The organism is Paenibacillus sp. cl123, assembly GCF_900101595.1.
GTDB lineage: Bacteria > Bacillota > Bacilli > Paenibacillales > NBRC-103111 > Paenibacillus_G.
Genome location: NZ_FMYY01000006.1, coordinates 277,561 through 304,486 on the forward strand (window position 1 = coordinate 277,561; position 26,926 = coordinate 304,486).

Here is a 26,926-nt window from a genome sequence, read left to right on the forward strand (position 1 = left end):
AATCGAAAGGGTGGTAGGTTTGAAACAAACCGCGACCGCGATCCGGACGGACCGTCCAGCGGCCCGCCGGTCCGGGCAAGCCTTGGGCAGCAGGCTGCTGAGACAGTGGGAGCTGCAGCTGATGGTCATTCCGGCGCTGATCCTAATATTGGTCTTCAGCTATTTCCCTATGTACGGCGTTATTATCGCGTTCCAGGATTATTCGGTATTTAAAGGCTTCTGGGACAGCCCGTGGGTGGGCTTCAAGCATTTTAATGATTTCTTCCAGTCGCCGGAGCTGGGACTTGTGATGCGCAATACGATGGTCATCAGTTTGCTGAAGCTGCTCATCGGCTTTCCGGCTCCGATCCTGCTGGCGATTTTGCTTAATGAGGTCAGGAACCTGTTTTTCAAACGCCTTGTTCAGACGGTCAGCTATCTGCCTTATTTTCTCTCCTGGGTTATCGTGGCCAACTTCGCCATCGCCCTGCTGTCCACTGACAATGGAAGCGTCAACATTCTGCTGCAAAAGCTGAATGTCATCGATGAGCCGATTCCATACTTGTCCGTACTCGAATATTTCTGGACCATCATCGTCTCCACTAATGTGTGGAAGGAGATCGGCTTCGGCTCGATCGTCTATATTGCCGCTATCGCCTCGATCGATCCGAGCTTGTACGAATCGGCGTCCATCGACGGGGCAAACCGGTTCCGCATGACGTATCTGATCACGCTTCCTTGCATCATGCCTGTCATCATGATCTTCTCGATTCTGGCGATCGGCAATCTGCTTGATGCAGGCTTCGAGGATCTGCTCCTGCTCGGCGTCAACCCGGCGCTACGCGATGTGTCGGATGTGCTGGATACATACGTGTACCGGATGGGAATTAACCTGGGGCGGTATTCATTCGCGACGGCGGTAGGCCTGTTCAAGGCGATCGTAAGCGTCGGACTGCTGACGCTCGCCAACTATCTTGCGCGCCGCACCGGCAACAGTCTGTGGTAAGGAGGGTATTTCTATGAGGCTGGCCTGGGAAGACCGGGTATTTACCGTATTCATCTATACCGCGCTTACGCTGCTCGGCTTTCTGACCTTCTATCCGTTCTGGAATGCGGCAGTCGTCTCCTTCAATGAAGGGACGGATACGAGCTTGGGCAACATCACCTTCTGGCCGCGGGTGTTTACGCTGGAAAATTACGCGGTCGTGCTAAAGGATATTCGAATACTGAAGGGCTTCGTCGTCTCGATAGCGCGGACGCTGGTCGGCACATTCCTAACCATCTCAATCACGGCTTTGTTCGCTTACGGGATGAGCCGCAAGGAGCTGATCGGCCGGAACTATTATATGACCTTCGCCATCCTGACCCTGTACTTCAGCGGCGGCCTGATTCCGACTTACCTGCTTATCCGCAACCTGGGCATGTTCGATTCGTTCTGGGTGTTTGTTATCCCGACGATGGTCAATGTGTGGAGCATGATTATATTCCGGACCTTCTTCAAGGAAATTCCTCCCGGGCTGGAGGATGCGGCGCGTATCGACGGATGCGGCTATTGGTCCACTTTCATCCGGGTCGTCGTTCCGCTATCCGGTCCGGTAATCGCGACGCTGTCGCTTTTCGCCGCCATCGTGCACTGGAACGACTGGTTCGTCGCCTCCATCTATATCAACAACAAGGATCTGCTCCCGGTGCAGACGCTGCTTAAGCAGACGCTCGAGTCCAATATCGCTTCCGAGCTGAACTCGGCCGACTCGGCTTCGACCAGCTTTATTATGAGGAGCCAGACCTATACGACCAAATCGCTTACTATGGCAACGATGATGGTGACAACGCTGCCGATCGTCCTGGTGTACCCGTTCCTGCAGCGTTACTTCGTCAAAGGCGTGCTCGTCGGCTCGCTCAAGGAATAGCCGAGCATGCAAGCGCATGGCTTCAAAGGTCCGTCGCGATGCATCCGGGCAAGCGCTCCGCAAAGAGCGCGACCGCATCCTGTCGTCTGCAAGCGGGAATCCGCTTCTTGCCCGCCGGACCATTTAGCATATACTAAGTAATTAGGGGAAGGGGTATGAAGAAGAATGAGCAAAGCGCTTTCAAAAGGGGCAGGGTCCATCGCCGCCGTACTGACGCTCGGAACGGTGCTCGCCGCCTGTTCGGGAGGAGCCGGCCCGGCCGGGGACACAGGTGCCCCGGATTCGAGCGGCAAGGAGGCCCCGAAGCCTGCGGCCGCCGCAGGACCGTGGAAGGTAGGCAGCGAGCCCTTCTCGTTCAGCCTGTACGGCAACTATGGCTGGTACACGATGCCGGTATGGGGCAAGGACTTATTCTCGAAGGCTGTCCAAGAGAAGCTGAAGCTGAACATTACGGCTATCAATTCGGGCGGCAACCAGGAAGCGAAGCTGAACACGATGATCGTCGGCGGAGACCTGCCGGATGTCATCTGGGGCGACCGTCCCGACTTCGACAGGCTGATCGCCAACGGCGCTCTGGTGCCGCTCGACCCTTATCTGGATAAGTACCCCAATCTGAAGAAATGGGCCGGCGACGAGATTCTGAACATGCTCCGGTACAAGGACGGCAAGCTGTACCTGTTCCCGAACTGGTATACCAATAAGCCGACGGGCAATGCCGGTTATGTCGTGAACAAGAAAATTTACAATGAGCTCGGCAAGCCGAAGCTGGAGACGCTCGACGATCTGTACAGCTACCTGAAGCTGGTGAAGGAAAAATATCCGAACGTCATCCCGCTGGAGCCCGGACAGGCGAAGGACGGCAAAGGCGTGGATATTCTGTACTCGGCGTTTGCCGAAAACAATCCGGCCAGCTACGCCGGCACGCTGCGCGCCGTGCCGAAGGACGGCAAGTTCACCTCGCTGTTCGCAGACCCGGTCTACAAGGAAGCGATGGTCTTCGTCAACAAGCTGCACCGCGAGAAGCTGATGACGCAGGACGCCTTGACGCAAACGGTGGATCAGGTGCGCGAGAAAATCAATACCGGCCGCGTAGCCGTATACGTGGACGTGACGGCGATCGAATATGCGTCCAAGGGACATGCGCTGCTGAGCAAGGACGATCCGAACGCCGGTTACTTCATGATCTGGCCGATCCATAAGGCGGGTCTGGACAAAAATAAAATTACCGTCGCCCACTACGACCGTCTCGGATGGAATGCGGCGGCGATCACGACGAAGGCCAAGGACCCTGAGAAAATTTTCGCCGTGCTGGACTGGATGACCTCTCCCGAAGGGATGCGCGAGATCGTCTGGGGACCTGAGGGCATGTATTGGCAGGGCGTCGATAGTGAAGGCCTGCCGAATCTGACCGACAAGTTTTTCGCCGAGCCGGAAGAGCGGATGAAAAACATGAACGCCACCAACGATCTCCAGTTCGTAGGCAATGCCACTTATAATGACAAGATCAAGGTGAAGGCTGAGCTGTCTCTTCCTGAAGAGAAGCGCTCTTGGGAGACCAAGTATCAAGATTCGATTACATGGAAAACGCATCTGGATCTGACGGCTATGCGCGGCATCGAACCGCCAAAGGACAGTCCGGAGGGCGTCATTCGCGAGCGCTGGATCGAGCTTTACAAGAAAGTCCGCGGTCAGGCGATGCTGGCAGGCAGCGAGCAAGAGGTTATCGCCATCATCGAGAAAGGCGAGAAAGACGCTCAGGCGCTCGGCGTGGGCAAGCTGCTGGATTATTTGACCGCGAAATGGAAGGAAAATGAAGCCAAGATGAAGAAGAAATAGGACAGCTATCGGGTGCACCTGGCGTGCCCCCGATTTTGCCATTCGCGTTAGGCCGGGGGAAGGAGGAAGAAGGCGTGATGTATAAAGTGCTTATCGCTGATGATGAAACCTTGGATCTGGAGGGAATGAAAGCCTTCATCCCGTGGGAGTCTCTCGGTATGGAGATTGTAGGCGCTGTAACGAACGGCTTCTCCGCCTGCGAGCTGGCAGAGCGTGAACGGGTAGATGTCCTGGTGACCGACGTGAACATGCCCAATATGTCGGGTCTGGAGCTGGCTCGCCGCGTGAGAGAGCGGTATGCGGATGTGCGGGTCGTCTTCGTCAGCGGGTACCGGGATTTTCAGTATGTCAAGGAAGCGCTGGCCCTTCAGGCGTACAGCTATGTGCTCAAGCCGATGAATGAAGAAGAACTGATCGAATCGCTCGATCGGATACGCAAGGATCTGGATGAAGCCCGCGAGCGGGAGCGGGAGCTGAAGCTTATGCGATCGGGCGGCATGCAGCACGCCGAGCGAAGCGATATCGCGGCCGAGGGCGTCGGGGGGCAAGCGCTGGAGCGGACCTGGCTGAGCGGCAAGCCGGTCAAAAACGGCAAGCTGATCCAGGAAGTGATCGATTACATGCGAGAGGGCTTGGAGAGACAGCTCACGCTTAAGGAGGCGGCCGACAAGTTCGGTTTCTCGCCGAATTATCTCGGTCAGCTGTTCAAGGAAGCAAGCGGGCGTTCCTTCCATGAATGTCTGGTCGCCCTGCGAATGGAGCGGGCCGGCGAGCTGCTCCGCGACCCGAAGCTGCGCATCTATGAGGTGGCCGGCCGGGTCGGTTATCGGTATATGCCCTATTTCAGCAAGCAGTTCAAGGAAACCTATGGCATGACTCCGGTCGAGTTCCGCAACGGGGATAATAAGAAGTCATGACGAGTCTGCGCGAGTCCGGTCGTGACGCTGCCGCTGACGAGGGCCGGAAGGGCCGGTTTCTTTCCTTTGGCTACAAGCTGATGTTCTCTTATCTGATTCTGACGCTGGTTCATGTGCTCGTCTTCGGCTATGTCGCCAATTGGATATTCGTGGATTCGGTGCGCAAGCAGACCGGGGACAACGTTCAGGCGGCGCTGCGCCAGATGAGGGATAACATCGAATACCGGATGAAGGATACGGTCCGCTTGACGGATATTATGTACTATGATGACGGGACGGCCACCCGGCTTAGGCATTACCGCGAAGGCTGGTACGGCTACGAGTCGACGACGACGTATTTGCTGCCCAAGGTGGAGAGCGTGCTGAAATCGACCGACCGCCGGGTTGCGCTGGCGATCTATCTGCGTTATGAGACGCTTCCTGAAATTTATAACTATTACAATGACTCCGATCCGATTGTTACGGCGGGCAAGAGCTATGATATCTACCATATGTGGCGGATTCAGGGCAACTCCTGGTACCGGGAATTCCCCTCCGAGCGCTACGGAGAGACGATGAAATGGCAGCAGATCGAGCGGGATGAGGAGTTCGGCAATATATCGCTGCTTCGCAGGCTGATTGACACGGGGACGGTCCATCAGGATCGGGAATATGGCTTCCTCCGGCTGACGGTGAAGCTGGCCGATCTGTTCGAGACCGTGTCCCCGGATTTCGGCCAAGGAACTTTGGTGCGGATCGAGGATAGCGAAGGCCGTTCGCTGTATGAGGCGGGGCCCGGCTCGGGGGATTCGGCAGGGAAGGGCCGCAAGCAAGAAACTCCGGTTCCGGAGATGCTGACGATTACGGAGCCGCTGTCCGAAGTGAACTGGCGGCTCGTCGCCGATATTCCGAAGGAATGGGTAGAGAAGGATGCCCGCAAAGTGAAGCTGCTTACGCTAGGGGTCGGCACGGCCAGCTTCCTCATTTTCCTGCTGGCGGGGGCGCTGCTGTCGCGTCATTTCTCAAGGCGCGTCTCGCGGATCGTCATGGTGCTGGACTCGTTCCGAGACGGGGACTTTCGCAAGCGAATCCGGTTTAAGGGCAGAGATGAATTCGCGGTTATCGCGCAGTCGATCAACTCCATGGTCCAGCATATCGATGATTTGATTCAGCAGGTGTACGTGACCAGCCTGAAGAAAAAGGAGGCCGAGCTGGAATCGCTGCAGGCGCAGATCAATCCGCATTTTCTGTATAATACGCTGTCCTCGATCAGCCTGCTGGCCAAGTTCGGACAAGTGGAGCAGCTGCCTCGCATGGTGAGCAATCTGGCCTTGTTCTACAGGCTGTCGCTTAACGAAGGCAGAACCATCATTCCTGTAGCCAACGAGCTGGAGCAGGCCAAGGCGTATCTGGATATCCAGAAGGTGAAGTACACGGACCGGCTGGACGTATTGTTTGAGATCGAGCCGGAGGTGCTGGGCTGTGAGATGGTCAAACTGCTGCTTCAGCCTTTTCTGGAAAATGTGCTCAAGCACGCCTGGTGCGGCGACCGCGTGCATATCCGCGTGACCGGACGGCGTGACGGGGACGATATCGAATTCCGCGTCATCGACGATGGGGTAGGCATGAGGCCGGAAACGGTAAGCCGGCTTGTCCGGATGGAGGAGCCGGACGAGGAGGGCGGCTACGGCATCCGCAATGTGATTCAGCGCATCCAGCTTCACTACGGCAAGCCGTACGGCATTCAGATCTGCAGCCGGCTTGGCATCGGCACATCGGTGACGATCCGCATCCCATGCGTCAGCCGGACGGTCCCCTATGTGCAGGAGGACGAGCCCGCCTGACCGCATGCAAGAAATCCACCGGAGCCGTGCATGACACCAGACTGGCTGTCAGACACGGCTCCGGTTCCCATCAACCGATCTTCGGATAAACGATCGTTCCGTCTTCCTCGATGATCGGCATGGCGCCCCATTTTCCAAGCTGGTGCTGGACGAGCTCAGTTTCACCTCGGGAATTGTCTATCATGTGGTACACCTCCCATCCGTTTGCGGTAAGCCAGTTGCTGATCAGCAGGCGATGGCAGCGCGCTGGATGCCGCTCCGAACACATATAAGCGAGCTTCATGGAAGCCGCTTTATTTACCAGCTCATCCATGCCTCCTGCAAAGTCCTCAGTCAGCGTATAATCCGCATAATTATGAAAAGACGGATTATTCCACCCTTCGTTCAGACTTGCCCCCACTGATGGAGATATTCCTCGCCTTCCGCCAAGCGCTGGAAAGTGCTGATAGCTGATATTTTCTTCGGACAGCCATTTTTCCATTTCACCTTTTCCAAACTGAGGATATTTCCTGCTTGCGGGGAAAGCACGAACATCGGCGACAAATTTTATCTGGGCAAAGCCTAGCATTTCAATAAAGTTCTCTTTGGAATGAGTAGAATGTCCAATTGTAAATATCTGCATAAAGACCCCTCCACGGATGCTGTCAGTTTTCGCTACACGGCAAAAAAAGTACAGCCTCTTCCATTTTCCGGAGGGACTGTACTTTTTCAGCGGCTGCTGTCAGACAGCCAGGCTCTTTGTTATTGACGCTATGTTTGCAGGCGTATCGTATTCGTCTAATGAGTTCGTTCGGTGAACGTGTGACAACAGGTATCCGCGACTCCTTCCGCCTCGTCCCGATGCTCGGAGTCATAAGCTTGTCCGTGCCGGGTTTGAGGTTCGGACTTGTCCGCATGAGCGTTAACTTCGATCATAATGACTTCAGCGCTGCAGTTATTGCCCTGCTCCCAGTATTCGCAGTTCGCAATGCTGCATTTAACCATTGGATTTTCCATGTTCATCACCTCATGTTGTATTTACCCGGACGAGCGACGGTTAAATCGCGCATGAAGAGGAAGGGACGACCGCACGGTGGGAAAACGGGGAGAACGGGTACTATATAAAGATAGTACTCCCATTCGGGCCGAACGGTTACTATACTTGAGTGACAGAGAATGGGTGTATGCGGGGGTTGAAAGGACGCGGGTGAGAAAGCAAGGCCGCGCCGCGGAAGGAGAGGACTGGAATGACGATATGGGCTGCCGGAGCGTTCATGCTGCTCAGCTATGGACTGGGGGGACTGCTGGCGGGATATTGGATCGCGATGCTGAAGGATGGGCGGGATCTGAGGACGGTGGGCAGCGGAAATCCTGGCGCGCGGAATGCGGGCAGAATTTACGGCCGCTCGGCTTTTCTGTGGACCTTCATCGGCGATGCGGCCAAGGGCGCGCTCGTTGTGGGCTGCGCCAAGTCGATGGACGCCGGGCCGGCCTTTACGCTGGCGGCGTTCCTGGCCGTTGTGCTCGGGCATCTGTTTCCGGCATTTTTGTCGTTCCGCGGAGGCAAAGGAATGTCCGTCTTCTGCGGCGGAGCCTTGCTGTTCGACGGCGGCATATGGCTGGCAATGATCGCGATCGCGGCTATTCTGCTCGCGGTGCTCCGCTCATGGACGCCGGCGGGCTTATGCGGAGCCGGGCTGTTTCCCGTGCTGGTGCTGTATACGCATCAGGGACAAGGAGCGGCGGCGATCTTGCTGGCTGCCGCTATCGCCGCGGCGATATTATACGCCCACAGGGCTAATATCAAGGTATTCCGTATGGAGCAAAGGAGCTGAGCGCATTGGCGATTATATACCGGACCGCTGAATCACGGCGGGATATGGAGCAGATTTTCTGCCTGAACTACGAGACCTTCGTGGAGGAGATTCCCCAGCATGAACCGAATGAGGCCAGGCTGCTCGTGGACCGGTTCCATGAGGAGAATACGTATGTAGTCGCCATGGATGGGGACCGGCTGGCCGGGATGCTGGCGGTCCGGGGCCGCCGGCCGTTCTCGCTAGACGCCAAAATCGAGGACTTCGAGCGGCTGCTTCCCGGCCGTCCGGAGCGGATGGTGGAGATTCGGCTGCTCGCCGTGGATAAGGCGTACCGGGGCACTCGGCTGCTGCACGGACTTATCCGGTACCTGGACCGGTATATGGAGACGCAGGAGTATGAGATGGCCGTTATCTCGGGAACGACGCGGGAGCTGAAGCTGTACGAGCATCTGGGCTTTGTTCCGTTCGGCGGATTGGTAGGCAGCGGGCAGGCCTTGTATCAGCCGATGTATTTGACCCCGGCCACTTATGAAGCATCCCGCGCGTATGAATTGATCCGGCAGTCCGTCAGCTTCCTGGCAGGCCCGGTGGAGATTCGCCCGGCGGTGACGCAGGGGCTGCTGCGGCGTCCTATCCCCCATCGCTCGCGGGCTTTCCGCAGGCTGCAGGAGTCCGTGAGCCGGAAGCTGAAGGCGATGACCGGAGCGGACGCCGTCCATATTATGCTGGGCAGCGGAACATTGGCCAACGATGTGGTGGCCGGAGAGCTGAGGCGGACCGGCGGGCGCGGCCTGATCCTCGTCAATGGCGAATTCGGGCATCGGCTGCTCCGGCATGCCGAACGCTGGGAGCTGAATTATGACGTGCTGGAGAGCCCGTACGGCGAGCCTTTTGACTACAAGCGGGTGGAAGCGGCGGCTGAACAAGGCAATTATACTTGGATGTGGGCGGTGCATGGGGAAACGTCCACAGGCGTGCTGAACGACCTGGAGCGTCTCAAAGCAATCGCGGGCCGTTATCAGCTGAAGCTGGCGGCCGATTGCGTGAGCAGTCTGGGGGCGGTGCCGGTTAATCTGTCAGGGGTGAACTGGGCCAGTTCGGTCAGCGGCAAAGCGCTCGGCTCGTATACGGGACTCAGCTTCGTGCTGGAGGGAAGCGCAGGGCAAGGTGAAGGTCGAGGCGAAAGTGAAGATCAAGGTGAAAGCGAAGGAGAAGGCGAAAAAACGTCGTCCCTGGGCATTCCTCCCTACGTGGATGCGGCTTTGTACCGGTTTGCCGAAGGCGTTCCTTTCTCTCAGTCCTCCAATCTGCTTGGGGCAATGGATGCGGCGCTGGACGTTTATGAACAAGGGGAGCCTTACGCGGTCGTGTCAGAACGGGGCAGGCTGCTGCGGGAGTCCGTGGAGGCGATGGGCCTCCGTGTGCTGGCTGCGCCGGAGCATCAGACGCCGTATCTGGTCACGGTCGTCCTGCCGGAGCGCCTCAGCTCACGTGAGCTCGGCGAGCACATGGCGTTTCAGGGCTTCGAGCTGCAGTACGAAAGCGAGTACCTGCTGGCGCGCAATTGGGTGCAGATCGCTTGCCTGGGCGCGCTTAAGAACTCCGACATGAGGCGGATGCTTGAGCATCTGCGCCTATACGTGCAGGGGCAAGCGAACCAGCCCGAGCAGGCGGCTGTGAGCCGGATGGCTTTTGTCATGGAGTAATCGTCGGCTTTTGGGGAGTAAGGCGGAAACCGACCCGTGGGGGAATTGCAGAACAAAGGAAATTCCCCAGCATTCGGAAAGCACGCTTCTAGCTGGCTGAAGATTAGAAACCTAATTAAAGGGACATTTGAGTGATATTTAGATACATCGTGCTGAAACGCACCACAAGCAACAGCAAGTTTTTTCAGCAATCACCTACACGCTCACCCCTCCGCAGCTTGCGCGCATAGCTCCTGAAGGTGGCGGGCGACGATCCGCTCCACGGTTTCCGGCGTGTACAGCTCCGGACGGAGCAATGTGAGGATCGTCAAGCCTTCAACAAGCGCGGCCAATCTTAAGGTTTCGAGTTGAATGTCCACCGAAGGGGGGAGAAGCTCCGCCTTAGCTAGAATTTCGAGGACGGCATTAGTCAGATAGTGGAGACCGTCCGTGAGCTCGTCTTTTTTAGCTTGTAATGCCAAGCTCGTGAAGGATCGGATGGCGAAGATCCACCAGACGCCGGAGGCAGTTCGTTTTTCCGCATCCAAAGGGAGCAGCTGCAACAGAATTTCCCTCGCAGCCTTCATCGGAATAGGGCTTATCTCCAGGCGCTCTTCTGCTCGGGCAACTCCTCTTGTCAAATAATAATCCACGATAAACAGCAGCAGCTCGTCCTGTGTGGAAAAATAATGCCTTAATGCGCCGGGCGACAACCCTGCCGCAGCTGCAACGGCACGAATTGACGCATGTTCGATCCCCTTTTCCTCAATAATATGCCATGCTGATTCGGCGATCAGTTTTCTTTTTTGTTCGTGGTCCACGACTTTTGGCAACGGTAAACGCCTCCTTGTCTTATTTAACACACTGTATTAAAATAATTAATACAGTGTGTTATTTAGAGTTTACTCAGTTATATCGCGTCGCAGTTATCACGTCAATAGAACTGAACTTTGTCGTGATTGACGGGGGGAGATGCAGTGCAAGAGCAAATCGATGGAATTTTTTGTTTTCGTTCCACCTGTTATAGTTGCAGAAGAGAATTTTATGTCCTTGAGGGGACTCAAGCTTACGACCGTGTGAAACGAAACATTAAAGGAATGTATTACTGTGAAGAATGCAAAAACAGGATCGAGCTTGAAGCGCGACTGCAGTTCGGAAGACGACTGTTGACCGGCAGAGATTAAGTTTCAAGACAGAAGGGGCCATCCTGAAAAGGAAGGCCCTTCTTATCCTTGCCGGTACAGACAGCGCGGAGCCATATCTTAAATGGAATGGCTCCTTTGCCTTTTTCATCAATGCCCCGACCTCTTGCGCACGGGGTACAGCATCGTAAAGTCGAAGGTTTCGATCTCCGTATAGGGGATAGTGAGACTGTTCAACGGTTCGAGCGGAACCGTCTCCATGCCGAGCACGCCTTCACTTCGATCGAGCTCGTAATCGGGCGACTGCTCCAGCCAGGCAAACATCGCCTCATATACGCGCCACATATGCGCCTCATTCCCGTATACGCGGGCGCTCGCATAGAGCCCTCCGCGCACCTCCAACGTCTCAACGCCATCAGGTACTTCTCCGAACTCACGAACCGCCAGTCCGACCCAAAGCGTATCGACTTGCTTGCTCCATTGTTCCTGTGGAATGAACACATAAGCAGAGGGCTCATCCGTGAGTCGCGAATCCTCCTTAGGGGATATTTGCGCTGTCAGCGTACTCCACGCTACCCGCGTCCCGTTCTTGTCTGGCGTCATCTCGGTGCGTACGGCCAAAACCTTGAAGGGCGCTAATTCAACTAACTCAATCGCGACTTGCTGTTGTTCATGCATGGGCTTTCCTCCCACTATCATTTTTAGTGCTTTTGGGAATGCAGCCAGTCGATAGCCTTCCGTCGGTTCTTTGCTTATAGTCATTTGCCTCGTGCGGGGCTGCTTCGAATAGTTCCTTACACGGAATTTATCATAGCAAATTATTCCGACCATGAAATGTATTTTTTATCAAAATTAAACTTTTAATGTTTATCCCGCGTTTAGCGTAGCGATGAGGGCTTCCTTGTTGTTTTCAGCCATCTTTCGCCTGATTTGTTTTGGCGCTTGAGCTTGCCGCTTACGAAGAGATTCATTACGCATACAGCTCAGACTTCCGCGGTATACAAGCTCAAGCCGGGAAGATTGCTCCAGATCGGTTGGCGTTACGAGAGCCGCAGGCTTGGAAGTCAGCGGCAGGCCGCTTTGTTCAAATACCGTCGCTACGAACTGTGTGCAGAAGTAAGCTTTGTCCCGCCCGATCGGATAGTCCATGACGACGCCGAGCAGACCGAGCAGATTGTAGGTATACAGATGCTGATTATCTTCAATCCCGCGGATACAGCGGCGCATACGCTCATAGACTTCCCGGCTGACAGGCGCCCGGTATACGGCGCAGTCCGCTTGAGCGAACATCGGATGGCTCAGATCCTCGCGGACGAAGCCTCCGATTAACGGATTACGGGGGTCTTTCCGTCCGAAGCTGTACACGTCCTTCAGATCAGCGTCCAAGGCGATGGAGGCATGGTTCATACTGGCCCCCGTGTAAAGCTTGATCATCTTCGTAAATAAAGTCCCTGTATCGGTCAACAGCACATATACATAAAGGGGCTCGCTTCTCATCATTCATCCGCCTCTCCAAGTCCATTCCGGATCATCGCTTGATAGGTATAAGGATAAAGGGAAGCGGCCGGCGGCGAAACGAACCGGAGATGGGGCGTAAGGCAAGACTAAAGTCGGGTTTTATCATTTCCGCTTCAGCGGCTGCTGGAACTTATTGGTCCGTATTAGCGTTAATAGTCATATGGACTTCATACGGGAGCAGGTAAGCGATGAGAAAGCATGCACTCTGGCTGATGCTGCTGCTGACGGCAGCCGTCTGGGCCGGAAACTTCTGGTACTATGAGCGCCATCAGCTGACGGAGCCGGTGTTGTTCGAACATCGGTATGACTTTACTCCGTTCAAGGGGCAGTTCATCGACCTTTATTATGTGACTCACCGCGATCATTCGGAGCGGCTGGTGACCGTACAGCCGTCCGAGGAGATCATGTGGTATGTGAGAGGCGTCTCTGTCTTTGGGAGCTACGGTCCTTATACGGTCCACAAGGCCAATGTGCAGCTGGGACCGGAAGGCCGCGAGCTGGATGCTGCGGTTTACGGCACATTTACGGAGCTGAAGCTGCAATTCGATCGCGGATCGGCGATGACCGCCCCTGTCGGGCAAATTACGCTGCGGCCTCCTTCCATGGAGAAACGGCTGCCCTTGCTGTCGATGATAAGCGGCTCAAGCAGCTCGACAGGGGAGAACGAGCATGTAAGCAGCGCCAACGTGGACCTGCGCGTGACGGCCGCGTCACATACGCTGGAGCAGCAGCTCGGCGAGCGCCTGCATGTCTCGGTACACAAGATGATGCACGAGGAGGTGCAGGTTCCCTTCGACCTCAAGGCGGGCGAGGCATTGAGAGCGGAGCAGCGCATCGACCCGCCTGCGGGAGCGGGCGCTCGCGGCAGAATGGAGTCGGTTGGGGGCGAGCTTCGCGTGGAGCTGCAGCCGGCGGACGCTTCCGCAGCGCCGCAGTCGTGGATAAACCCCATTAGCCTGGGTCCGGAGCCGGACCGGCGGGGGATAGCCGAGCTGATTGCGCGCAGAGAGAGGGGGAAAACGGATGGCGGGTAGCTGCCGTACGATTTCCTGGGGCTTGCTGCTTGTCGCGCTGGACATTCGGATCGGCGCGATCGATGCGCTGCCGGATATCGTGGGCTTTCTGATGATCGCCTTCGGCCTTCGTGAGCTAATGGGTCAAGCGCAGCGGGCAGGCGCCGGCACCGGGCCCGAGAGCGAAGCGGGCTCCATAGCGCGAGGCTACGGCCGGGCGGCGAGTATGGCGGCGGTGCTGGCGATATGGTCGGTCACCGAGCTGGCTGCTCCGCCTGCTGCGGCCGACGGGAGCCCGCCGCTCACGGGCGTCTGGATGATCGTGTCCGGCGCCGGCCAGCTGCTTAAGCTGTTCATGGTCCATTCCTCCCTGACATCGCTCGAACGCCAGCTCGCCGGCCTGGGGAAGCCGGGCCAAGCAGAGTCGGTTCGCGCGAGGAGAAGGCTGTACACGGCGATCCAGTGGCTGCTGCTGCTTGCGGCGCCTTTCAGCTTGAATGTGCGGGAAGATTTGGGGGCTATTATGCTGCTGCTGGGAGGAGCCATGCTGGTGATGGAGCTGGTCCTGTTCTTCACCTGGCGGAAGGCGGCGTATACGGCGAGTAAGTCGCAGGCCGGAGGGCGGGACGCTTAAGAGGGCGGCAGGAACAGGCGAAACGGAGATGCCCCTGCATTCGCCTGTTCCTGCTGCGAGCAAAGCTTCTGGCGGGGAACATCAAAAAAATTTAATTCAGATGAACCATAAATGCTGATTTCTTTATAAGGAAAGCTGCGCAAAATTCGATATAATAGAGGAACGGCGCATAAATCGAGAGTCGGGGTGAGTTTTTTGTCCCATAAAGATAGGGATTCCAATTATAGACGGTTGTTTGCGGAGGAGCTGCGGCTCGCCGAAGCCGCCAAGCAGGCGGCGGTCGACCAGTCGCTATCCCTGGAACAACTGTACCCTCAGCACCAGGAGCTCGCAGCCCAATATGAGAAGCTGCTTAGAACGACGATCAAGCTTTCGCGGATCAGCGATATTCAAGGCAAGACGTTGAAGGAGCAGGAGCAGGAAATTCAGACGGCCCATGAGAATCTTAAGCATCTGGAGAAGCTCCGCCAGCAGCTGATCGCCGACATCTCTCATGAGCTGGGCACGCCAATGGTCGCCGTACAAGGCTATGTGAAGGCGCTGCTCGACGGCGTCATCCAGCCGGAGGATAAATATTTGCGGCTGATTTACGACCGTGTGCTGAAGGTCAATCATCTGATCAAGGACTTGTTTCTGCTGTCGACGTACCAGGCCAACCGCAATCATTTCGACCATCAGCAGATCGACATCGACCATTTCGTCTCCTCCGTTGCTGAGAAATACGCGCCGGAGTGCGAGAGAGGCGGCATCGTGCTGGAGATGGAGGCGGAAGAGGAGCCGCTGCGGCCGAAGGATGAAGTGATGATCGTCTGGGCGGACCCGGTCCGGCTGGACCAGGTGTTCGAGAATTTGATTCAGAATGCGTTGAAATATACCGGCGCGGGCGGAACCATCCGGCTGAGAAGCGAATTTCAGCCCAAATATGAGGGGGCTCGCCTCGGGCATTGGTTTTTCAAAATTACGGATACCGGAATCGGGATTGACGATGACGAGGCATCCTTTGTGTTCGACCGGTTTTTCCGCAGCAAGCAGGCCAAGGGTATTCCAGGAACGGGCCTGGGGCTGGCGATCACCAAGGAGATTATTCAGAAGCATGGCGGCGAGATCGGGGTGACGAGCAAGCCCGGCGAAGGGACGACCTTCTTCTTCCTGATCCCGGCCGAGCTGATCAATACATGCGACGGGAAGTCCCGGTCCAAGATTTTAGGAGGGTAGGAATGATTAATTCGTTATTTGAAGTCCAGCGATGCTTGCAAGCCAATCGGATATTGATCAGTTTCTCGGGCAAGCTGACGCAAGGGCTGATTGAGGAGTACGGCGACGCCGTGAAGAAATATCTGGAGCAGGCCGAGCGGCCAAGCAGCGAGGTGCGGGACGTGTTCTCGATCTTCATCGAGCAGACGCAAAATATTAAAAATTACTGCAGCAGCAAAGAGCATAGCCCCTTCGCGGAGCGGCTCGCTTCCTCCAGCATCGTCACGATCGGACACTCGCAGGAAGGGCATTTTATTCATTGCGGCAATCTGATCGAAAACGGGGACGCCGCTTCTCTGAGCGCCGCGCTGGACAAGCTGATCGGTTTGGACAAGACGGAGCTCAGGAAGCTGTACAAGGAAAAGCTGCGCGAGGCGCAGCATCCGGACGCCTCCGGCGCGGGCATAGGATTGATCGAGATGTCCAGGAAGGTCAGCAGCCCTCTCTCCTATGCGATAACGCCGATCGACCGCGAGATGTCGTTCTTTACGCTAAAGGCGGTGATTTAGACGGTGATGATGTACGAATTGTTTATCGAGCCAACGAAAAGCACCCCATCCGTTCATTTCGATCCGAAATGGAACAGGCTGTGGATTAGCGGAGAATCTTATCCGGAGAATGCGTTCAAATTCTACGAGCCGCTGCTGCGCTGGGTGGATGAATACCTGGAGCAGCTCGGAGCGGATCAGGAGGTGCTGCTGGAGCTGCGGCTGCCGTACGTCAATACAAGCAGCACGAAATGCTTCATGATGCTGCTGGAGAAGTTCGACGCGGCTCATGCCAGCGGCAAACATATCAAGCTGGTCTGGTACTGCAGCCCGGACAATGAAAGCGAGCAGGAATGCGCCGAGGAATTCAAGGAGGACTTAAGCTTGCCGTTCGATATTGTGCTGAAGGAAGAGGCGTAGAACGGATGAAATATTACGATAAAGGGACCTTGCGGATTATCGGATTCGCCAGCCTTGTGATCGTCTTCTCGATGCTGCTTATCGGCGGGATCGTTTACGTGTTCACCGAGTCGGGGGTAGTCAAGAAGCTGAAGGAGAAGGATCTTCCCGTCATCGCACAAGCCATGGCGGCCAAGGTGGAAGCCCGGATCGAGCGTTCCAAGGAAACCTCTTACACGCTGGCCGCCGACCCGGAGGTTCGGCAATGGCTGACGGAAGGAGAACCGGCGGGCGATCGTCAGCGGCATTCGCTGCAGCGGCTCACGACGCTGGTAGAGCAGTTCGGCTACAGCAACTCCTTCATCGTCAGCAGCGGGACCAGCCAGTACTGGGGCGAAGGAGGGCAGCTGCTGGGGAAAATCAGTCCGAATGAGCCGGCAGACCGCTGGTTCTATGACTTTATCGCCTCGGGCCGGGATGTGGAAGTTAACCTCGATTACAACAAAGAGCGGCAGGAAGCGTTCGTTTTTACAAACGCGCTGGTCAGGCAGGACGGCAAGCCGCTTGCGGCGGTCGGGGTCGGTCAAAGCCTTAAGGATCTCGCCGAGGAATTCCGCGCGTTCAAGTACGGGACAACCAGCCGGCTGTGGCTCATCAATCCGGACGGCGAGGTGATTCTCTCCGCCGATGAATCCGACTACGGCCGCCAGATCGATTCCTTGTTGAACGCCGACATTGTACGGGAGCTGCTCGGGCAAGCCAAGCCGGTCATGCAGACGCTGGAGTTCAAGGGGGAGGACGGAGAGCTGACCGACCTGATCAGCTACCCGCTGTCCTCGACCTCGATGCAGCTGCTCTTTCAGATCGAGCGGCAGGAGACCGTCTCCTTCCTGAACCGGATCAAGATGAATACCGTTGCCGTCTCGCTGATTTCTTTCGTCCTCATTTTGTTCCTGTTCTATTATGTCTCCCATCGGCTGGCTAATCCTTACGAACGGGCGCTGCAGATGAACCAGCAGCTGGAGCGCAAAGTGCGCGAGCGGACGCAAGAGCTTGCTGAGCACAATGAGAAGCTGATGGACAGCATCGATTACGCGAAGCGTATTCAGGAGTCGCTGCTGCTGCGTCCGAAAGAATGGGATGAGGCGACCAAGGAGCATGTGCTTCTCTATAAGCCGCGCGATGGGGTGGGCGGAGATTTCCACTGGGTGAAGCCGCTGACCGGCGGTACGCTGATCGCGATCGGGGACTGCACCGGCCACGGGGTCCCTGGGGCGCTGATGACGATGCTCTCGATTACTTTGCTCGACCGGGTGGCGGAGGAAGGTTATGCCGATGAGCCCGCCCGGGTGCTCGGAGAGCTAAACCGGCTGGTCAAGCAGACGCTCCATCAGACGGAGCCTGCGGGGCTGACCGATGACGGCTTGGACATCGGGCTCTGCTATATCAACGAGGAGCGTACCGTATTGCGTTTCGCCGGCGCCAAATGCTCCTTGTATGTACGCGATCAGGAGCGGCTGCACCTTCTGGAAGGAGGAAGGAAAAGCATCGGTTATCGCCGAACGCCGATGGAGTATCCATTCCTCTCCCATGAGCTCCGGCTGCATCCGGGTACGGCCTGCTACATGGCTACGGATGGCTTCTTCGACCAGAGCGGCGGGGAGAAAGGGTATGCCTTCGGCAAACGCCGGTTCCTGGAGCTTCTGGAGCGGCATAGGCAGTACCCGCTCCGCGAGCAGGCGGAGCTGTTCTGGGCAGAGCTGGAGTCCTACATGGGCGATGAAGCCCAGCGGGACGATATTACGCTCCTGGCCTTTCAGGCTTCCTGAGCGGGCGGGATAAGTGAAGGGGGAGGCTGCCCCCATTTCGAAAAAAAGGTCGAGTCAGGGCTTGCAGCTGCCCCTGAACTCGACCTTTTTGATTTGCGGCTGCCTGCGCGGGCGGCTTCGGCGCATGATTCGCACGCATAAGCCCGCGGGCGGTCTTAACCGCGTGAAAGCGCGGCCCGACCGGCGCTGCAAGTCCGCGGGCGGTCTTGCAGGCCCGAAGCAGCCTGCTGTTTTGCTCTAGCCGTCCGCAGGCCGCACGTTGTTCACCGGACTTCTAGCCCCTGAACATATAACCGGAGCCGCGAATGTTCATCAAATACATCGGATGAGCGGGATCAGGCTCGATTTTCTTGCGGATGCTGCTGATATGGACGAAAATCGTCCGCGTATCGCCCACGCTGTCGCTTCCCCAAACTTCCTTGTACAGCTGATCGGGAGCGAAGACACGGTTCGGATGGGCTGCCAGATAGACGAGCAGCTGCATCTCTTTTACGGTGAGCGTACAGGTGGCGGAGCCGGTGTTCACGCGGAGGTGAGGCGGATCGATCTCCAGTCCGCCGATATGGATGACTTCGGATGCGGCCGCTGTCGGCGGTCTGGATCCGCCGCGGCCACGGGCCAGGGGGACGCGGCGAAGATTGGCCTGAACCCTGGCGACAACGACGGCCGGATCGAACGGCTTCTCGATATAATCGTCCCCCCCGAGCTCCAGTCCCCGGACAATATCGCTCGACGAGGTATTGCAGCTGATGAAAACGATCGGCACCTTCGAGACGCTGCGGATGCGGCGGCACACCTCGTAGCCATCCATATCGGGCAGCACGATATCCAGCAGCGCAAGGTCGGGGGATTCGCGCTCGAAGCGCTCCAATCCTTCTTCGGCAGAGCCCGCTTCGATCACTGTGAAGCCTTGCGGCTCCAGGTAAAGCTTCAATAAATCGCGTATATCTTCGGTATCTTCGACAATAAGTATTTTTTCCTTGGCCATGTTCGGTCTCCTTGCGGGTGATCGCGCAGCGGGCGGGTTTAATCCGGTACGGCTTATTTGGGATCGAACTTATAGCCTACGCCGCGAATGTTATGAATATATACCGGCCGGGTCGGGTGCGGCTCCAGCTTTTTGCGCAGATTGCTGAGATGAACGATCACGGTTCGCGTATTGCCGTGGCTCTCCAGACCCCAGACCGCGCTATACAGCTCCTCCAGCGTAAAAACGGAGCCCGGGTTCCTTGCCAGATAAACAAGCAGCTGGAATTCCTTGGTGACAAGCGCAACGGGCTCTCCGTCCAGCAGCACTTGAAAGCGGATGGGGTCGATCTCGAGACCCTTCCAGCAAAGGAGCTCCTCCCTGGCGGGCAGCGTCGCCGCAGGCTGCCACTTGCGGTCCCTGCGGAAAATGGCCGAGCGCCGCAGATTGGCCTGGACGCGAGCTACGACGACCTCGGGGCTGAAGGGCATGGCGATATAGTCGTCGGCGCCAAGCTCCAAGCCGTGAATGATATCCGCCGAGTTGGAACGGCCGCTCAGCATAACAATCGGTACATTCGAATAGCTTCGAATCTGAGCGCATAGCTCCAGCCCGTCGTCGATCGGATGTGTGAGGTTCAAGAGGACGAGATCGGGCTCGAGCCTGTCGAATTGCTCGATCGCCTCCGCGGCATCTGCGGCTTCATGGACTTCGAAGCCCGTATGGGTCAGCAGCGTGATCAACATGGCGCGGGCTTCAGCCTCTACTTCCACGATAAGGATCTTCTTCCGGGGGTTCACTGATAATGCCTCCTTTCCAGTGCCTTGGAGGCTGATTTCGAGACCGTGAATCGGAGCTGTGAGGCAGGGGAAGGAGCCGTCTCCACCGGAAGCTGTCGAAAAATCGAGCCCTTAGTTCGAAAGGCATAAGTATTAAGCATCTTTAAAATAATTGACCTTGATTTAAAACGGAATTTTCCAGGATTACGGTATAATCTAAGTATACCATAGTTCATAGCATTTGCTATGCGACGGTAGACTTGATTCGACAAATTTACGCATGTATTTACAGATATAGGTCGATTCGATGAATAAATGAGGAGGCGCTGAAGATGGCTAAAGTACTTGTGGTGGACGATGCTGCATTCATGCGCGCGATCATCGGGGGCATGATAAAGGACCTCGGACATGAAGTCGTGGGCGAAGCCGAAAACGGGCTGGACGCTCTGCAGAAATATTCGCTGCTCAAGCCGGATTTCGTCACTCTGGATATTACGATGCCGGAGATGGACGGGGTCGAAGCGCTGCGCAACATTATGAAGCATGATAGCAGCGCCAAGGTTGTGATGTGCTCGGCGATGGGACAGCAGAGTCTGGTCATCGAAGCCATCAAGCTCGGCGCTAAAGATTTTCTGGTGAAGCCGATTCAGAAAGATCGCGTATACAGCTCGCTTCAGCGGCTGCTTGGATAGCAGGGAGGTCTGTTCCGATTATCGGGGAGATGAGGCTGGAGCGTCCCATCGCCATCCGGGGAGCGTGTGTCGTATGGGACTTCCGGGAAAACGACGGAGAGCAGTAAACGCTGAAAAAGAAGAAGCCCGGGCAGCGGACCGGCTCACCGTTCGGAGGAGCGGGGCGTCGGAGTCTGCGCGGGCTTCTTCTCTCTATGCATCCTGGAGCTGTCATTTACTTCTGAACGTCGGTCATCACTTGATTGTACTGATCCTCGGACAATACACGGCGTGCTGTGACATAACGCTTGGCGTAATAGTTGTCCGACAATTTGGTTATCACAACGCCTTCATCCGTAGCGGAGTGATAGAACTTGCCGTCTCCTACATACACGCCGACATGGGAGATGCCTTTGCCGTCGGTATTGAAGAATACGAGATCGCCGGCGCGAAGCTCGCTTTTTTCAACCTTAACGCCTTCTTGCGCCTGGCTCTTGGAAGAGTGCGGCAGTTCGAGGCCAAGCTTGTTGAATACCCAGGACGTGTAGCCGGAGCAATCAAAGCCTTTGAGCGTCGTTCCCGACCATTTATAAGGCGTGCCCAAACCCTCGTTAACCGCTGCGCTTAGTGGAGTTTCAGCAAAAGCGCTTCCAAGCGAAACACTTAAAAATAGTACAGTAGAGCAAACAAACCCGACAAGCTTCTTCAAAAAAAGTTTCCCCTTCCGGTGCCTACGAGGTTAGCTGAAGGGTTCGGTTGAAGGTTCCCTATGATCACTCTAAAGCGAGACCAATTCACCCAAAAATGGTTCCCCCGTTTTCTACGACAGAAATTCGGCAATATTTTCTTATTGTGTTGTTCAGAGTACAGGTATTCGAGCAAAAATGACGATTTCCTTCTTATGTCACAGAATTGTCACAATTGCAGTGTTTTAAGTGAAACCTTAGAGGTTAATAGTATGTCGTGTTTGACAAGCCTGACGGGTGCTGGCAAAAGGTGACGAAATCCGGCTGGCGGTGAACATTTGACTTTCGTCAGCTGCGACACTACAATTTGTAGTGTGAGGTGCGATCATTCATGAAAATACAGAACTTCAAGTTTTATGAAAAAGGGCTTAACCGATTTTTCGGGCCGCTGGAGGCCAAGGTGCTCGATATTTTATGGGACCGGCCGGGGCAGTCCATCAAGGAGGTGCAGCAGAAGCTGGAGCGTCAGGAGGAGACGCTGAATTTCAACACGGTGATGACGGTGATGAACCGGCTTGTGTCCAAGGGGCTGCTGAGGAAAAGGCAGGAGGGCAGAGCTTCCGTGTATGAGCCTTTCGACACCAAGGAGCATTTTCTGGAGATGCAGTCGAAGGAAATCACGCATGAGCTGCTTGAGGACTTTGGTCCGCTTGTTGTCAGTCACATGCTCGACGCTCTGGAGGAGGCCGATGCGGAGATGATTGAGAAGCTGGAGCAAAAAATCAAAGAGTTAAAGAGGGAAACCTAGATCATGTGGAAAAATCGGTCCAAACTTCTTTTTGCGACTCCGCTGCTGATCGCGCTGCTCGTATGGGTGCAGATGGGGCTGTATGCGGCTCATGAGACATTCGGCTTGGCTCTGCGCTTCAATATTTTCGACTTGTGCAGCAGTCTGCTTCGGGCGATGGGCTTTGACTCCATCAACCCGCTGCTGAATGCTCTGGTGATCTACACGCTGCTCGTTAGCCTGTGGCTGATCGCCAAGCAGGCTTATGCGGCCCGGCACGCCGCCCGCAAGGTGCAGGAGCGCCGGCATGAGGAGCTGACGACATGGCTGCAGGCGAAATTCCCTGAGGACAAGCACGGCCTTACGGTCGTTAACGCCGCTCAGCCCTTTGCTTTGACGCTGGGCCTGTTTCGCCCGAAAATCGTGTTCTCAACCGGCCTGCTGGAGCTGCTCGATTCGCGGGAGGTGGAGGCCGTCTACTATCATGAGCGTCACCATCGCAAGCATCGCGATCCGCTTAAGACATTCACGCTGCAGCTGGTCAGCACCGTCATGTGGTACATTCCGATACTTTCCTGGTGCAGCCATCATTACAAGATCGCCAGAGAAATTTTGGCTGACCACGAGGCGATGACGGTGATGGGCACGCCGGAAAGCCTGGGCAGCGCGCTGCTCAAGCTGCTCAAAAAGCCCTCCGCGCCTGCTGCGGATTTCGCTTATGTGTCGTTCGCCGATACCTCGATCCACTACCGGATCCATCATATTATAGATCCCGAGACGGCTGTATCGCCGAGGCTGCCGATTAAGCTGGCGGCGATCTCGCTGCCGGTTGTGCTTGCGCTGACAGGCGTATTTTTTCTCTCCCTGCTTTAAGAGTCAAGGTGAATAGGAGTTTTCCTTCCATCGGGGCTTTTAAATTTTTTTACACATAAACACTACGACCTGTAGTGCAATTCGGAGGAGGACTTTGGTTGATGAAAACGAACAAATTGGTTATTGCGGCCGGCAGTTTGGTCATTTTGTTGGCAGGCGGCTACTGGGCTTACGATTATTACGCGGGCAATCATGTGGAGGTTAAGGATGTAATCTCGTCCTCGGCTGCAGCGCCGGGAGCGGGGGCCGCCGGTTCCTCGGGACAAGCCGTCCAGGCGGGCAGCATCGACGGTCTATGGAAGATCGCGCCTGCTTCGGAAGTTTATTTCTCCGTGACAACGTCCAAGGAGACCGTCAACTTCGTCGTCACGCCGGTTCAAGGATCCTGGCAGCTCAATACGTCTTCGCCTGCGAAGTCGACAGCCGAGGGGAAGCTGGCACTGAGCACGCTGAGTTCAGGGAACGGGCAGCGCGATAATCACGTCAAGTCGGCCGACTATCTGAACATCGCCCAATACCCGGAGGCTACGTTCAAAGCGAAGTCGTTCGGGGAACTGCCGAAGGAGTGGAAGGAAGGTGTCAAGGTACCCGTCGATCTGACGGGGACGCTGCAGGTGAAGGACAAGACGAAGGATGTCGTCTTCAAAAGCGAGGCGGTCTATGAGCAGGGACAGCTCAAGCTGCAGGGCGCTACGACGGTAACCTTCTCCGACTTCGGGATGAAGAACCCGCACACGGTTACCCTGGATACGCAAAATGAGCTCCAAGTGCAGCTTCGGCTGGTGCTGGAGCGAGGATAGACACGGACAAGCTGCCCGGAGCGAGACTTCGGGCAGCTTTGTTTATGCCTGAGCGGTGTTTGCGGACGGACTTCGCTTGAGTGGGGCAAAACAACGCTCTGCGCCTAAGCCTTCTCCGCCCATAGCGCATACTGCGTCCCGATGGCCCATACCTTGAACAACATCTGGGCCAGCCGGTAAGCCTGCACGCCGACCAGGGCGAGGAACCCGGCCCAGATGAAAGCCGAGGCCATCACGGCCGCCGCCGCTAAGGCCGTGATGGCCAGCACGATCAGAGCGGCCAGCACAATCGCAGGCAGATGGCGCAGCGCGAAGATGGCGGCGAACAGCGGCGACCTGCCTCTCGTCAGGCCGATCTGCAGATGCATAAAGAACAGCTGGATGAGAAACAGATAGCCGACATAAGCCAAGAGGGCGGGGAGCAGCGCCTGACCCAGCTCCACGTAAGAGGCTTGCTTGGAGAAATGCCCCCACAGGTAAGGAGCCAGCCAGATGAGCGGAACCAGCATGAGCAGCAGCTGGAGCGCATAATACCCGAAGAAGGGCAGCGACAGCTTGCGCACGCCTTCTACAAACCGGTAGCCGGCATTCAGCTTCGTATGATGAAGCGAGTAGTAGACCCCCGCATTCAGCAGCGGATGCAGCAGAAGGCGAAGGCCAAGCAAGGCAAGCCCCCACCACAGCAGCGGATCTGCCATATCCGTCTTCATCAGCTGAAATTGGCCTTCGATCCAGAACAGCTGGACGGCTTCGGGCGACAGCTCGTTCGGATACCGGTGGAGCAGGGGAAGCAGGACGGATTGCACGAGCTTATACAGCGCCACTCCCCAAATCAGATGATAGGCGAAGAGGGCGAAGACGGCGAAGGGCTGCCCGCAGGCAAAGCTCCAGCCGGACTTGATTCGATTCCACATCAGTGATCACCTCACCACACGACCCAGCCGAAGAAGGTCTCCAGAATTTTGACGACGCCGAGATTCAGGCGGACGGACAGCTTGGTATCCACATTCGTTTTCATGAAGCTATTGATCCGTTTATTTTCCAGCACGAGCGTATACTGAGGATCGATGACGGCCCACTCGAGGGGGGCGGCATGCTTCAAGGTAAAAGTAACCTCCGTCTCCGCGCCGTTCCACGTTTGATCGATCTTTGTGCCGTCGGCGAAATGAAAGCGGACCGGGACGGCCTGCGCCGTACCCCCCAGCCTGCGCAGCTTCACGCTGTTCTCGTACAGCTGCTGGCCGTTTTCCTCCAGCTCCCGGACCTGGATGCCGGCTACCGCATAATCGGTCATTTTTCCGTCGTAGACGTACTGATCGAAAAATTCCTTCCAGCTGGTCCCCGTCACATCCTCCACCGTTTTCTGGAAATCCCCGGTTCCCGGATGCTTGAATTTCCACCGCTGGAAATAGGTGCGCATAATCTTATTCATCGCATCGCTGCCGGCCTGAGCTTCGATCGCCTTCAGGACCAGCTTGGCGCGCGTATACACATTCTCGGCGTATTGGCCGTGCCCGCCGTAATGCCAGGCAGCCTGCTTCAGAGAAGCCGGGCTCGTGATGTAGCTCGCTTCCGCCAGACGGTTGGAGCGCACGCCGTACTCCTTCTCTATCAGCCGGTCTTCCGCATAGGAGGTGAAGCCTTCATCCAGCCACGCTTCCTCGAATTCATTGCTGGCCACCATCCCGTAGAAAAACTGGTGCCCGATCTCATGCACGATAACGCGCTCCAGCTCCAGACTCGGGTCGTCCTCATCAGCGGCCCACGAGGTCACAAGCGTCGGATATTCCATCCCTCCTGCGCCGTTGCCGCCTTCGGGCGGGACGACGATGGAGAGGGTGGAGTAGGGGTAGCTGCCGTACCATTCCGAATACCGCGCGAGCGCCTTCTTGGCGGCCGTCATGTAGCGGGCCTTCAGATGCTCATGCTTCGGATCGAGGTACAGCTTGATCCGCACGCCAGGCACATGCTTGGTTGCATAAGGCTCCTCGGCATAGATGAAGTCCGGCGAAGCGGCCCAGGCAAAGTCATGCACGTCGTCCGCGTAGAACGTAAAGGTTTTCGTCTTGCCGTCGTCGACGGCCGGCTTGGTCGGAAAGCCTGTCGCGGCTACGGTATAAGCGGACGGCACCTTCACCTTGACATCAAAGATGCCGAAGTCGGCATAAAACTCCGAATTGCCGTGATACTGGTGCAAATTCCAGCCCTCCGTCTCCGCTCCCCTCGTCCCTTTGGGCTCATAGACGGCGATCTTGGGGTACCACTGCCCGGCCATGACGAAGTTGCCGGCGTAGCCCATCCTGGCAAACACTTGCGGGAGCTGTACGGTGTAAGCCATCTGCAGCGTGACCTCCTCGCCCGGCGCTACGGAGCGGGGAAGAGGCAGCCTGGCGAGGGTGCGGTCATGGACATTCCCGTCGTCCGGGCGAACGAACTCGACCCGCTCGACAAGCTCCGACTCATGCCCGTCCAGCAGTTGGACCGACGTCAGCTTCATGCCGCCGAAGTTGTTGTCGACGCTGGCATCATCCCGCAGCTTGCCGCCGGACTCCTGCATGAAGGTCGTTTTCTTGGATTCGAACGCATTCGGATACAGATGAAAGTACAGCTCCTCCACCGGTACGCTGCCCGGGTTTTTCCAGGTCAAGGAAGAGGTTCCCCGGATCAGCTTGCCCTCCGCGTCGTATTCGGCATCCAGATGGTACTCGACGATTCGGTTCGACAGCGGCCGGGGGGCCGGCTTCTCGATGGGCTTGGCCGGCAGGCTTGGCGGGGCGGGCGGCGGCAGAGCAGGCTCGACCCGCCGGGCGCTGGCGGGCAGCGCTCCGTCCTGCGGCAGGAAGAGGCCGGTTGAGGAACCGTCAGCCGCTCCGCGGGATGCCGGCCAAGCCGGAGCGGCCATAACTGCGGGCTTGCCGGAGCTCAGGGCCGGCTTCAGAATGAGAGGCCCCCCGTCTGCGACGGGTCCTCCGGCGGGCGAAGAGGCCGCGAAGGGCAATTGCCAATCGCTGCGCGGGGGGACTGTTCGCATATCGGTGCTGATAAGGCCCGGGACCAGGGCGGTGCTGCAGGCGAGGAGGCTGAGGCATCCCCATATCGCTAATCGTTTGCCGAGACGTGTTTTCATCCATATTCACCCC

27 protein-coding genes and 1 riboswitch are annotated in these 26,926 nt (G+C 56.7%); of the genes, 17 read left to right on the forward strand and 10 right to left on the reverse strand.

The window, feature by feature from the left end; translation table 11 throughout:
• The first annotated feature begins 121 nt into the window (after window positions 1–121).
• The 5 genes from BLR08_RS13215 to BLR08_RS13235 all read left to right on the forward strand — a co-directional run bounded on the left by BLR08_RS13215 (window position 122) and on the right by BLR08_RS13235 (window position 6,465).
• The gene (locus BLR08_RS13215; protein WP_083537026.1) at window positions 122–985 is read left to right on the forward strand and encodes an ABC transporter permease; all 864 of its coding nucleotides are present in this window, start codon (window positions 122–124) and stop codon (window positions 983–985) included.
• A 13-nt stretch (window positions 986–998) separates the two neighbouring features.
• Entirely contained in the window at window positions 999–1,889 is an 891-nt protein-coding gene (locus BLR08_RS13220) for a carbohydrate ABC transporter permease (protein ID WP_072329704.1), read from the forward strand.
• Window positions 1,890–2,054: 165 nt separating this feature from the next.
• Window positions 2,055–3,725, forward strand: a complete 1,671-nt coding sequence (locus tag BLR08_RS13225; protein ID WP_072329706.1) for an extracellular solute-binding protein — start codon at window positions 2,055–2,057, stop codon at window positions 3,723–3,725.
• A gap of 77 nt (window positions 3,726–3,802) precedes the next feature.
• Window positions 3,803–4,642 (forward strand): response regulator transcription factor, encoded by an 840-nt coding sequence (locus BLR08_RS13230; RefSeq protein WP_072329708.1) that lies wholly within the window; start codon window positions 3,803–3,805, stop codon window positions 4,640–4,642.
• Window positions 4,639–6,465, forward strand: a complete 1,827-nt coding sequence (locus tag BLR08_RS13235; protein WP_072329710.1) for a cache domain-containing sensor histidine kinase — start codon at window positions 4,639–4,641, stop codon at window positions 6,463–6,465. Before BLR08_RS13230 ends, BLR08_RS13235 begins: the two co-directional genes overlap by 4 nt.
• 70 nt (window positions 6,466–6,535) lie before the next feature.
• On the opposite strand, the gene BLR08_RS13240 is transcribed toward BLR08_RS13235, so the two are convergent.
• Together BLR08_RS13240 and BLR08_RS13245 are read right to left on the reverse strand one after the other, a co-directional pair.
• A complete protein-coding gene (locus BLR08_RS13240) occupies window positions 6,536–7,087 on the reverse strand; it encodes a DUF488 domain-containing protein (RefSeq protein WP_072329712.1) in 552 nt (183 codons plus the stop codon).
• A gap of 155 nt (window positions 7,088–7,242) precedes the next feature.
• Entirely contained in the window at window positions 7,243–7,461 is a 219-nt protein-coding gene (locus BLR08_RS13245) for a DUF1540 domain-containing protein (RefSeq protein WP_072329714.1), read from the reverse strand.
• A 230-nt stretch (window positions 7,462–7,691) separates the two neighbouring features.
• Between BLR08_RS13245 and BLR08_RS13250 the strand changes: the two genes are divergently transcribed.
• Entirely contained in the window at window positions 7,692–8,279 is a 588-nt protein-coding gene (locus tag BLR08_RS13250; protein WP_083537004.1) for a glycerol-3-phosphate acyltransferase, read from the forward strand.
• A gap of 5 nt (window positions 8,280–8,284) precedes the next feature.
• Window positions 8,285–9,967: a GNAT family N-acetyltransferase gene (locus BLR08_RS13255; protein WP_072329716.1), complete on the forward strand. Its 1,683-nt coding sequence runs from the start codon at window positions 8,285–8,287 to the stop codon at window positions 9,965–9,967.
• 203 nt (window positions 9,968–10,170) lie between these two features.
• Here the strand turns inward: BLR08_RS13255 and BLR08_RS13260 are convergent, their stop codons facing one another.
• The 3 genes from BLR08_RS13260 to BLR08_RS13275 all read right to left on the reverse strand — a co-directional run bounded on the left by BLR08_RS13260 (window position 10,171) and on the right by BLR08_RS13275 (window position 12,588).
• A complete protein-coding gene (locus BLR08_RS13260) occupies window positions 10,171–10,779 on the reverse strand; it encodes a TetR/AcrR family transcriptional regulator (RefSeq protein ID WP_072329718.1) in 609 nt (202 codons plus the stop codon).
• Between the two features lie 459 nt (window positions 10,780–11,238).
• Window positions 11,239–11,766, reverse strand: a complete 528-nt coding sequence (locus tag BLR08_RS13270; protein WP_072329722.1) for a GyrI-like domain-containing protein — start codon at window positions 11,764–11,766, stop codon at window positions 11,239–11,241.
• 189 nt (window positions 11,767–11,955) lie between these two features.
• Window positions 11,956–12,588: a C40 family peptidase gene (locus BLR08_RS13275; RefSeq protein WP_176835509.1), complete on the reverse strand. Its 633-nt coding sequence runs from the start codon at window positions 12,586–12,588 to the stop codon at window positions 11,956–11,958.
• Between the two features lie 206 nt (window positions 12,589–12,794).
• Between BLR08_RS13275 and BLR08_RS13280 the strand changes: the two genes are divergently transcribed.
• From BLR08_RS13280 to BLR08_RS13305, 6 genes are all read left to right on the forward strand, one after another.
• Window positions 12,795–13,640, forward strand: coding sequence for a hypothetical protein (locus tag BLR08_RS13280; RefSeq protein ID WP_072329724.1), 846 nt, complete (start codon window positions 12,795–12,797; stop codon window positions 13,638–13,640).
• Entirely contained in the window at window positions 13,630–14,253 is a 624-nt protein-coding gene (locus BLR08_RS13285; RefSeq protein WP_072329726.1) for a hypothetical protein, read from the forward strand. Before BLR08_RS13280 ends, BLR08_RS13285 begins: the two co-directional genes overlap by 11 nt.
• A 195-nt stretch (window positions 14,254–14,448) precedes the next feature.
• Window positions 14,449–15,468, forward strand: a complete 1,020-nt coding sequence (locus BLR08_RS13290) for a sensor histidine kinase (protein ID WP_143014371.1) — start codon at window positions 14,449–14,451, stop codon at window positions 15,466–15,468.
• A 2-nt stretch (window positions 15,469–15,470) separates the two neighbouring features.
• Window positions 15,471–16,016 carry a SiaB family protein kinase gene (locus tag BLR08_RS13295; protein WP_072329730.1) on the forward strand — a complete coding sequence of 182 codons (546 nt, stop codon included), beginning with the start codon at window positions 15,471–15,473 and terminating at the stop codon, window positions 16,014–16,016.
• Between the two features lie 6 nt (window positions 16,017–16,022).
• Entirely contained in the window at window positions 16,023–16,415 is a 393-nt protein-coding gene (locus BLR08_RS13300) for a DUF1987 domain-containing protein (protein WP_256257563.1), read from the forward strand.
• A gap of 5 nt (window positions 16,416–16,420) precedes the next feature.
• A complete protein-coding gene (locus tag BLR08_RS13305) occupies window positions 16,421–18,223 on the forward strand; it encodes a SpoIIE family protein phosphatase (RefSeq protein ID WP_072329732.1) in 1,803 nt (600 codons plus the stop codon).
• Window positions 18,224–18,497: 274 nt separating this feature from the next.
• Here BLR08_RS13305 and BLR08_RS13315 read toward each other — a convergent pair whose 3' ends face one another.
• Both BLR08_RS13315 and BLR08_RS13320 read right to left on the reverse strand, forming a co-directional pair.
• Entirely contained in the window at window positions 18,498–19,211 is a 714-nt protein-coding gene (locus tag BLR08_RS13315; protein WP_072329736.1) for a response regulator transcription factor, read from the reverse strand.
• A gap of 53 nt (window positions 19,212–19,264) precedes the next feature.
• Window positions 19,265–19,990 carry a response regulator transcription factor gene (locus BLR08_RS13320; RefSeq protein WP_072329738.1) on the reverse strand — a complete coding sequence of 242 codons (726 nt, stop codon included), beginning with the start codon at window positions 19,988–19,990 and terminating at the stop codon, window positions 19,265–19,267.
• A gap of 311 nt (window positions 19,991–20,301) precedes the next feature.
• Between BLR08_RS13320 and BLR08_RS13325 the strand changes: the two genes are divergently transcribed.
• Complete coding sequence (locus BLR08_RS13325; RefSeq protein WP_072329740.1) at window positions 20,302–20,661, forward strand: response regulator; 360 nt, start codon at window positions 20,302–20,304, stop codon at window positions 20,659–20,661.
• A gap of 214 nt (window positions 20,662–20,875) precedes the next feature.
• On the opposite strand, the gene BLR08_RS13330 is transcribed toward BLR08_RS13325, so the two are convergent.
• A complete protein-coding gene (locus tag BLR08_RS13330; protein WP_072329742.1) occupies window positions 20,876–21,349 on the reverse strand; it encodes a C40 family peptidase in 474 nt (157 codons plus the stop codon).
• A 4-nt stretch (window positions 21,350–21,353) separates the two neighbouring features.
• Window positions 21,354–21,489, reverse strand: a riboswitch (cyclic di-AMP (ydaO/yuaA leader).
• A gap of 228 nt (window positions 21,490–21,717) precedes the next feature.
• Between BLR08_RS13330 and BLR08_RS13335 the strand changes: the two genes are divergently transcribed.
• The 3 genes from BLR08_RS13335 to BLR08_RS13345 all read left to right on the forward strand — a co-directional run bounded on the left by BLR08_RS13335 (window position 21,718) and on the right by BLR08_RS13345 (window position 23,786).
• A complete protein-coding gene (locus BLR08_RS13335) occupies window positions 21,718–22,134 on the forward strand; it encodes a BlaI/MecI/CopY family transcriptional regulator (protein ID WP_072329744.1) in 417 nt (138 codons plus the stop codon).
• Window positions 22,135–22,137: 3 nt separating this feature from the next.
• Window positions 22,138–22,986 carry a M56 family metallopeptidase gene (locus tag BLR08_RS13340; RefSeq protein WP_072329747.1) on the forward strand — a complete coding sequence of 283 codons (849 nt, stop codon included), beginning with the start codon at window positions 22,138–22,140 and terminating at the stop codon, window positions 22,984–22,986.
• Between the two features lie 101 nt (window positions 22,987–23,087).
• On the forward strand, window positions 23,088–23,786 hold the full coding sequence (locus BLR08_RS13345) for a YceI family protein (protein ID WP_072329748.1): 699 nt from the start codon (window positions 23,088–23,090) through the stop codon (window positions 23,784–23,786).
• Between the two features lie 104 nt (window positions 23,787–23,890).
• Here BLR08_RS13345 and BLR08_RS13350 read toward each other — a convergent pair whose 3' ends face one another.
• On the reverse strand, window positions 23,891–24,700 hold the full coding sequence (locus tag BLR08_RS13350) for a hypothetical protein (RefSeq protein WP_072329750.1): 810 nt from the start codon (window positions 24,698–24,700) through the stop codon (window positions 23,891–23,893).
• An 11-nt stretch (window positions 24,701–24,711) separates the two neighbouring features.
• The gene (locus BLR08_RS13355; RefSeq protein WP_072329752.1) at window positions 24,712–26,913 is read right to left on the reverse strand and encodes a M1 family metallopeptidase; all 2,202 of its coding nucleotides are present in this window, start codon (window positions 26,911–26,913) and stop codon (window positions 24,712–24,714) included.
• Window positions 26,914–26,926 lie beyond the last annotated feature (13 nt).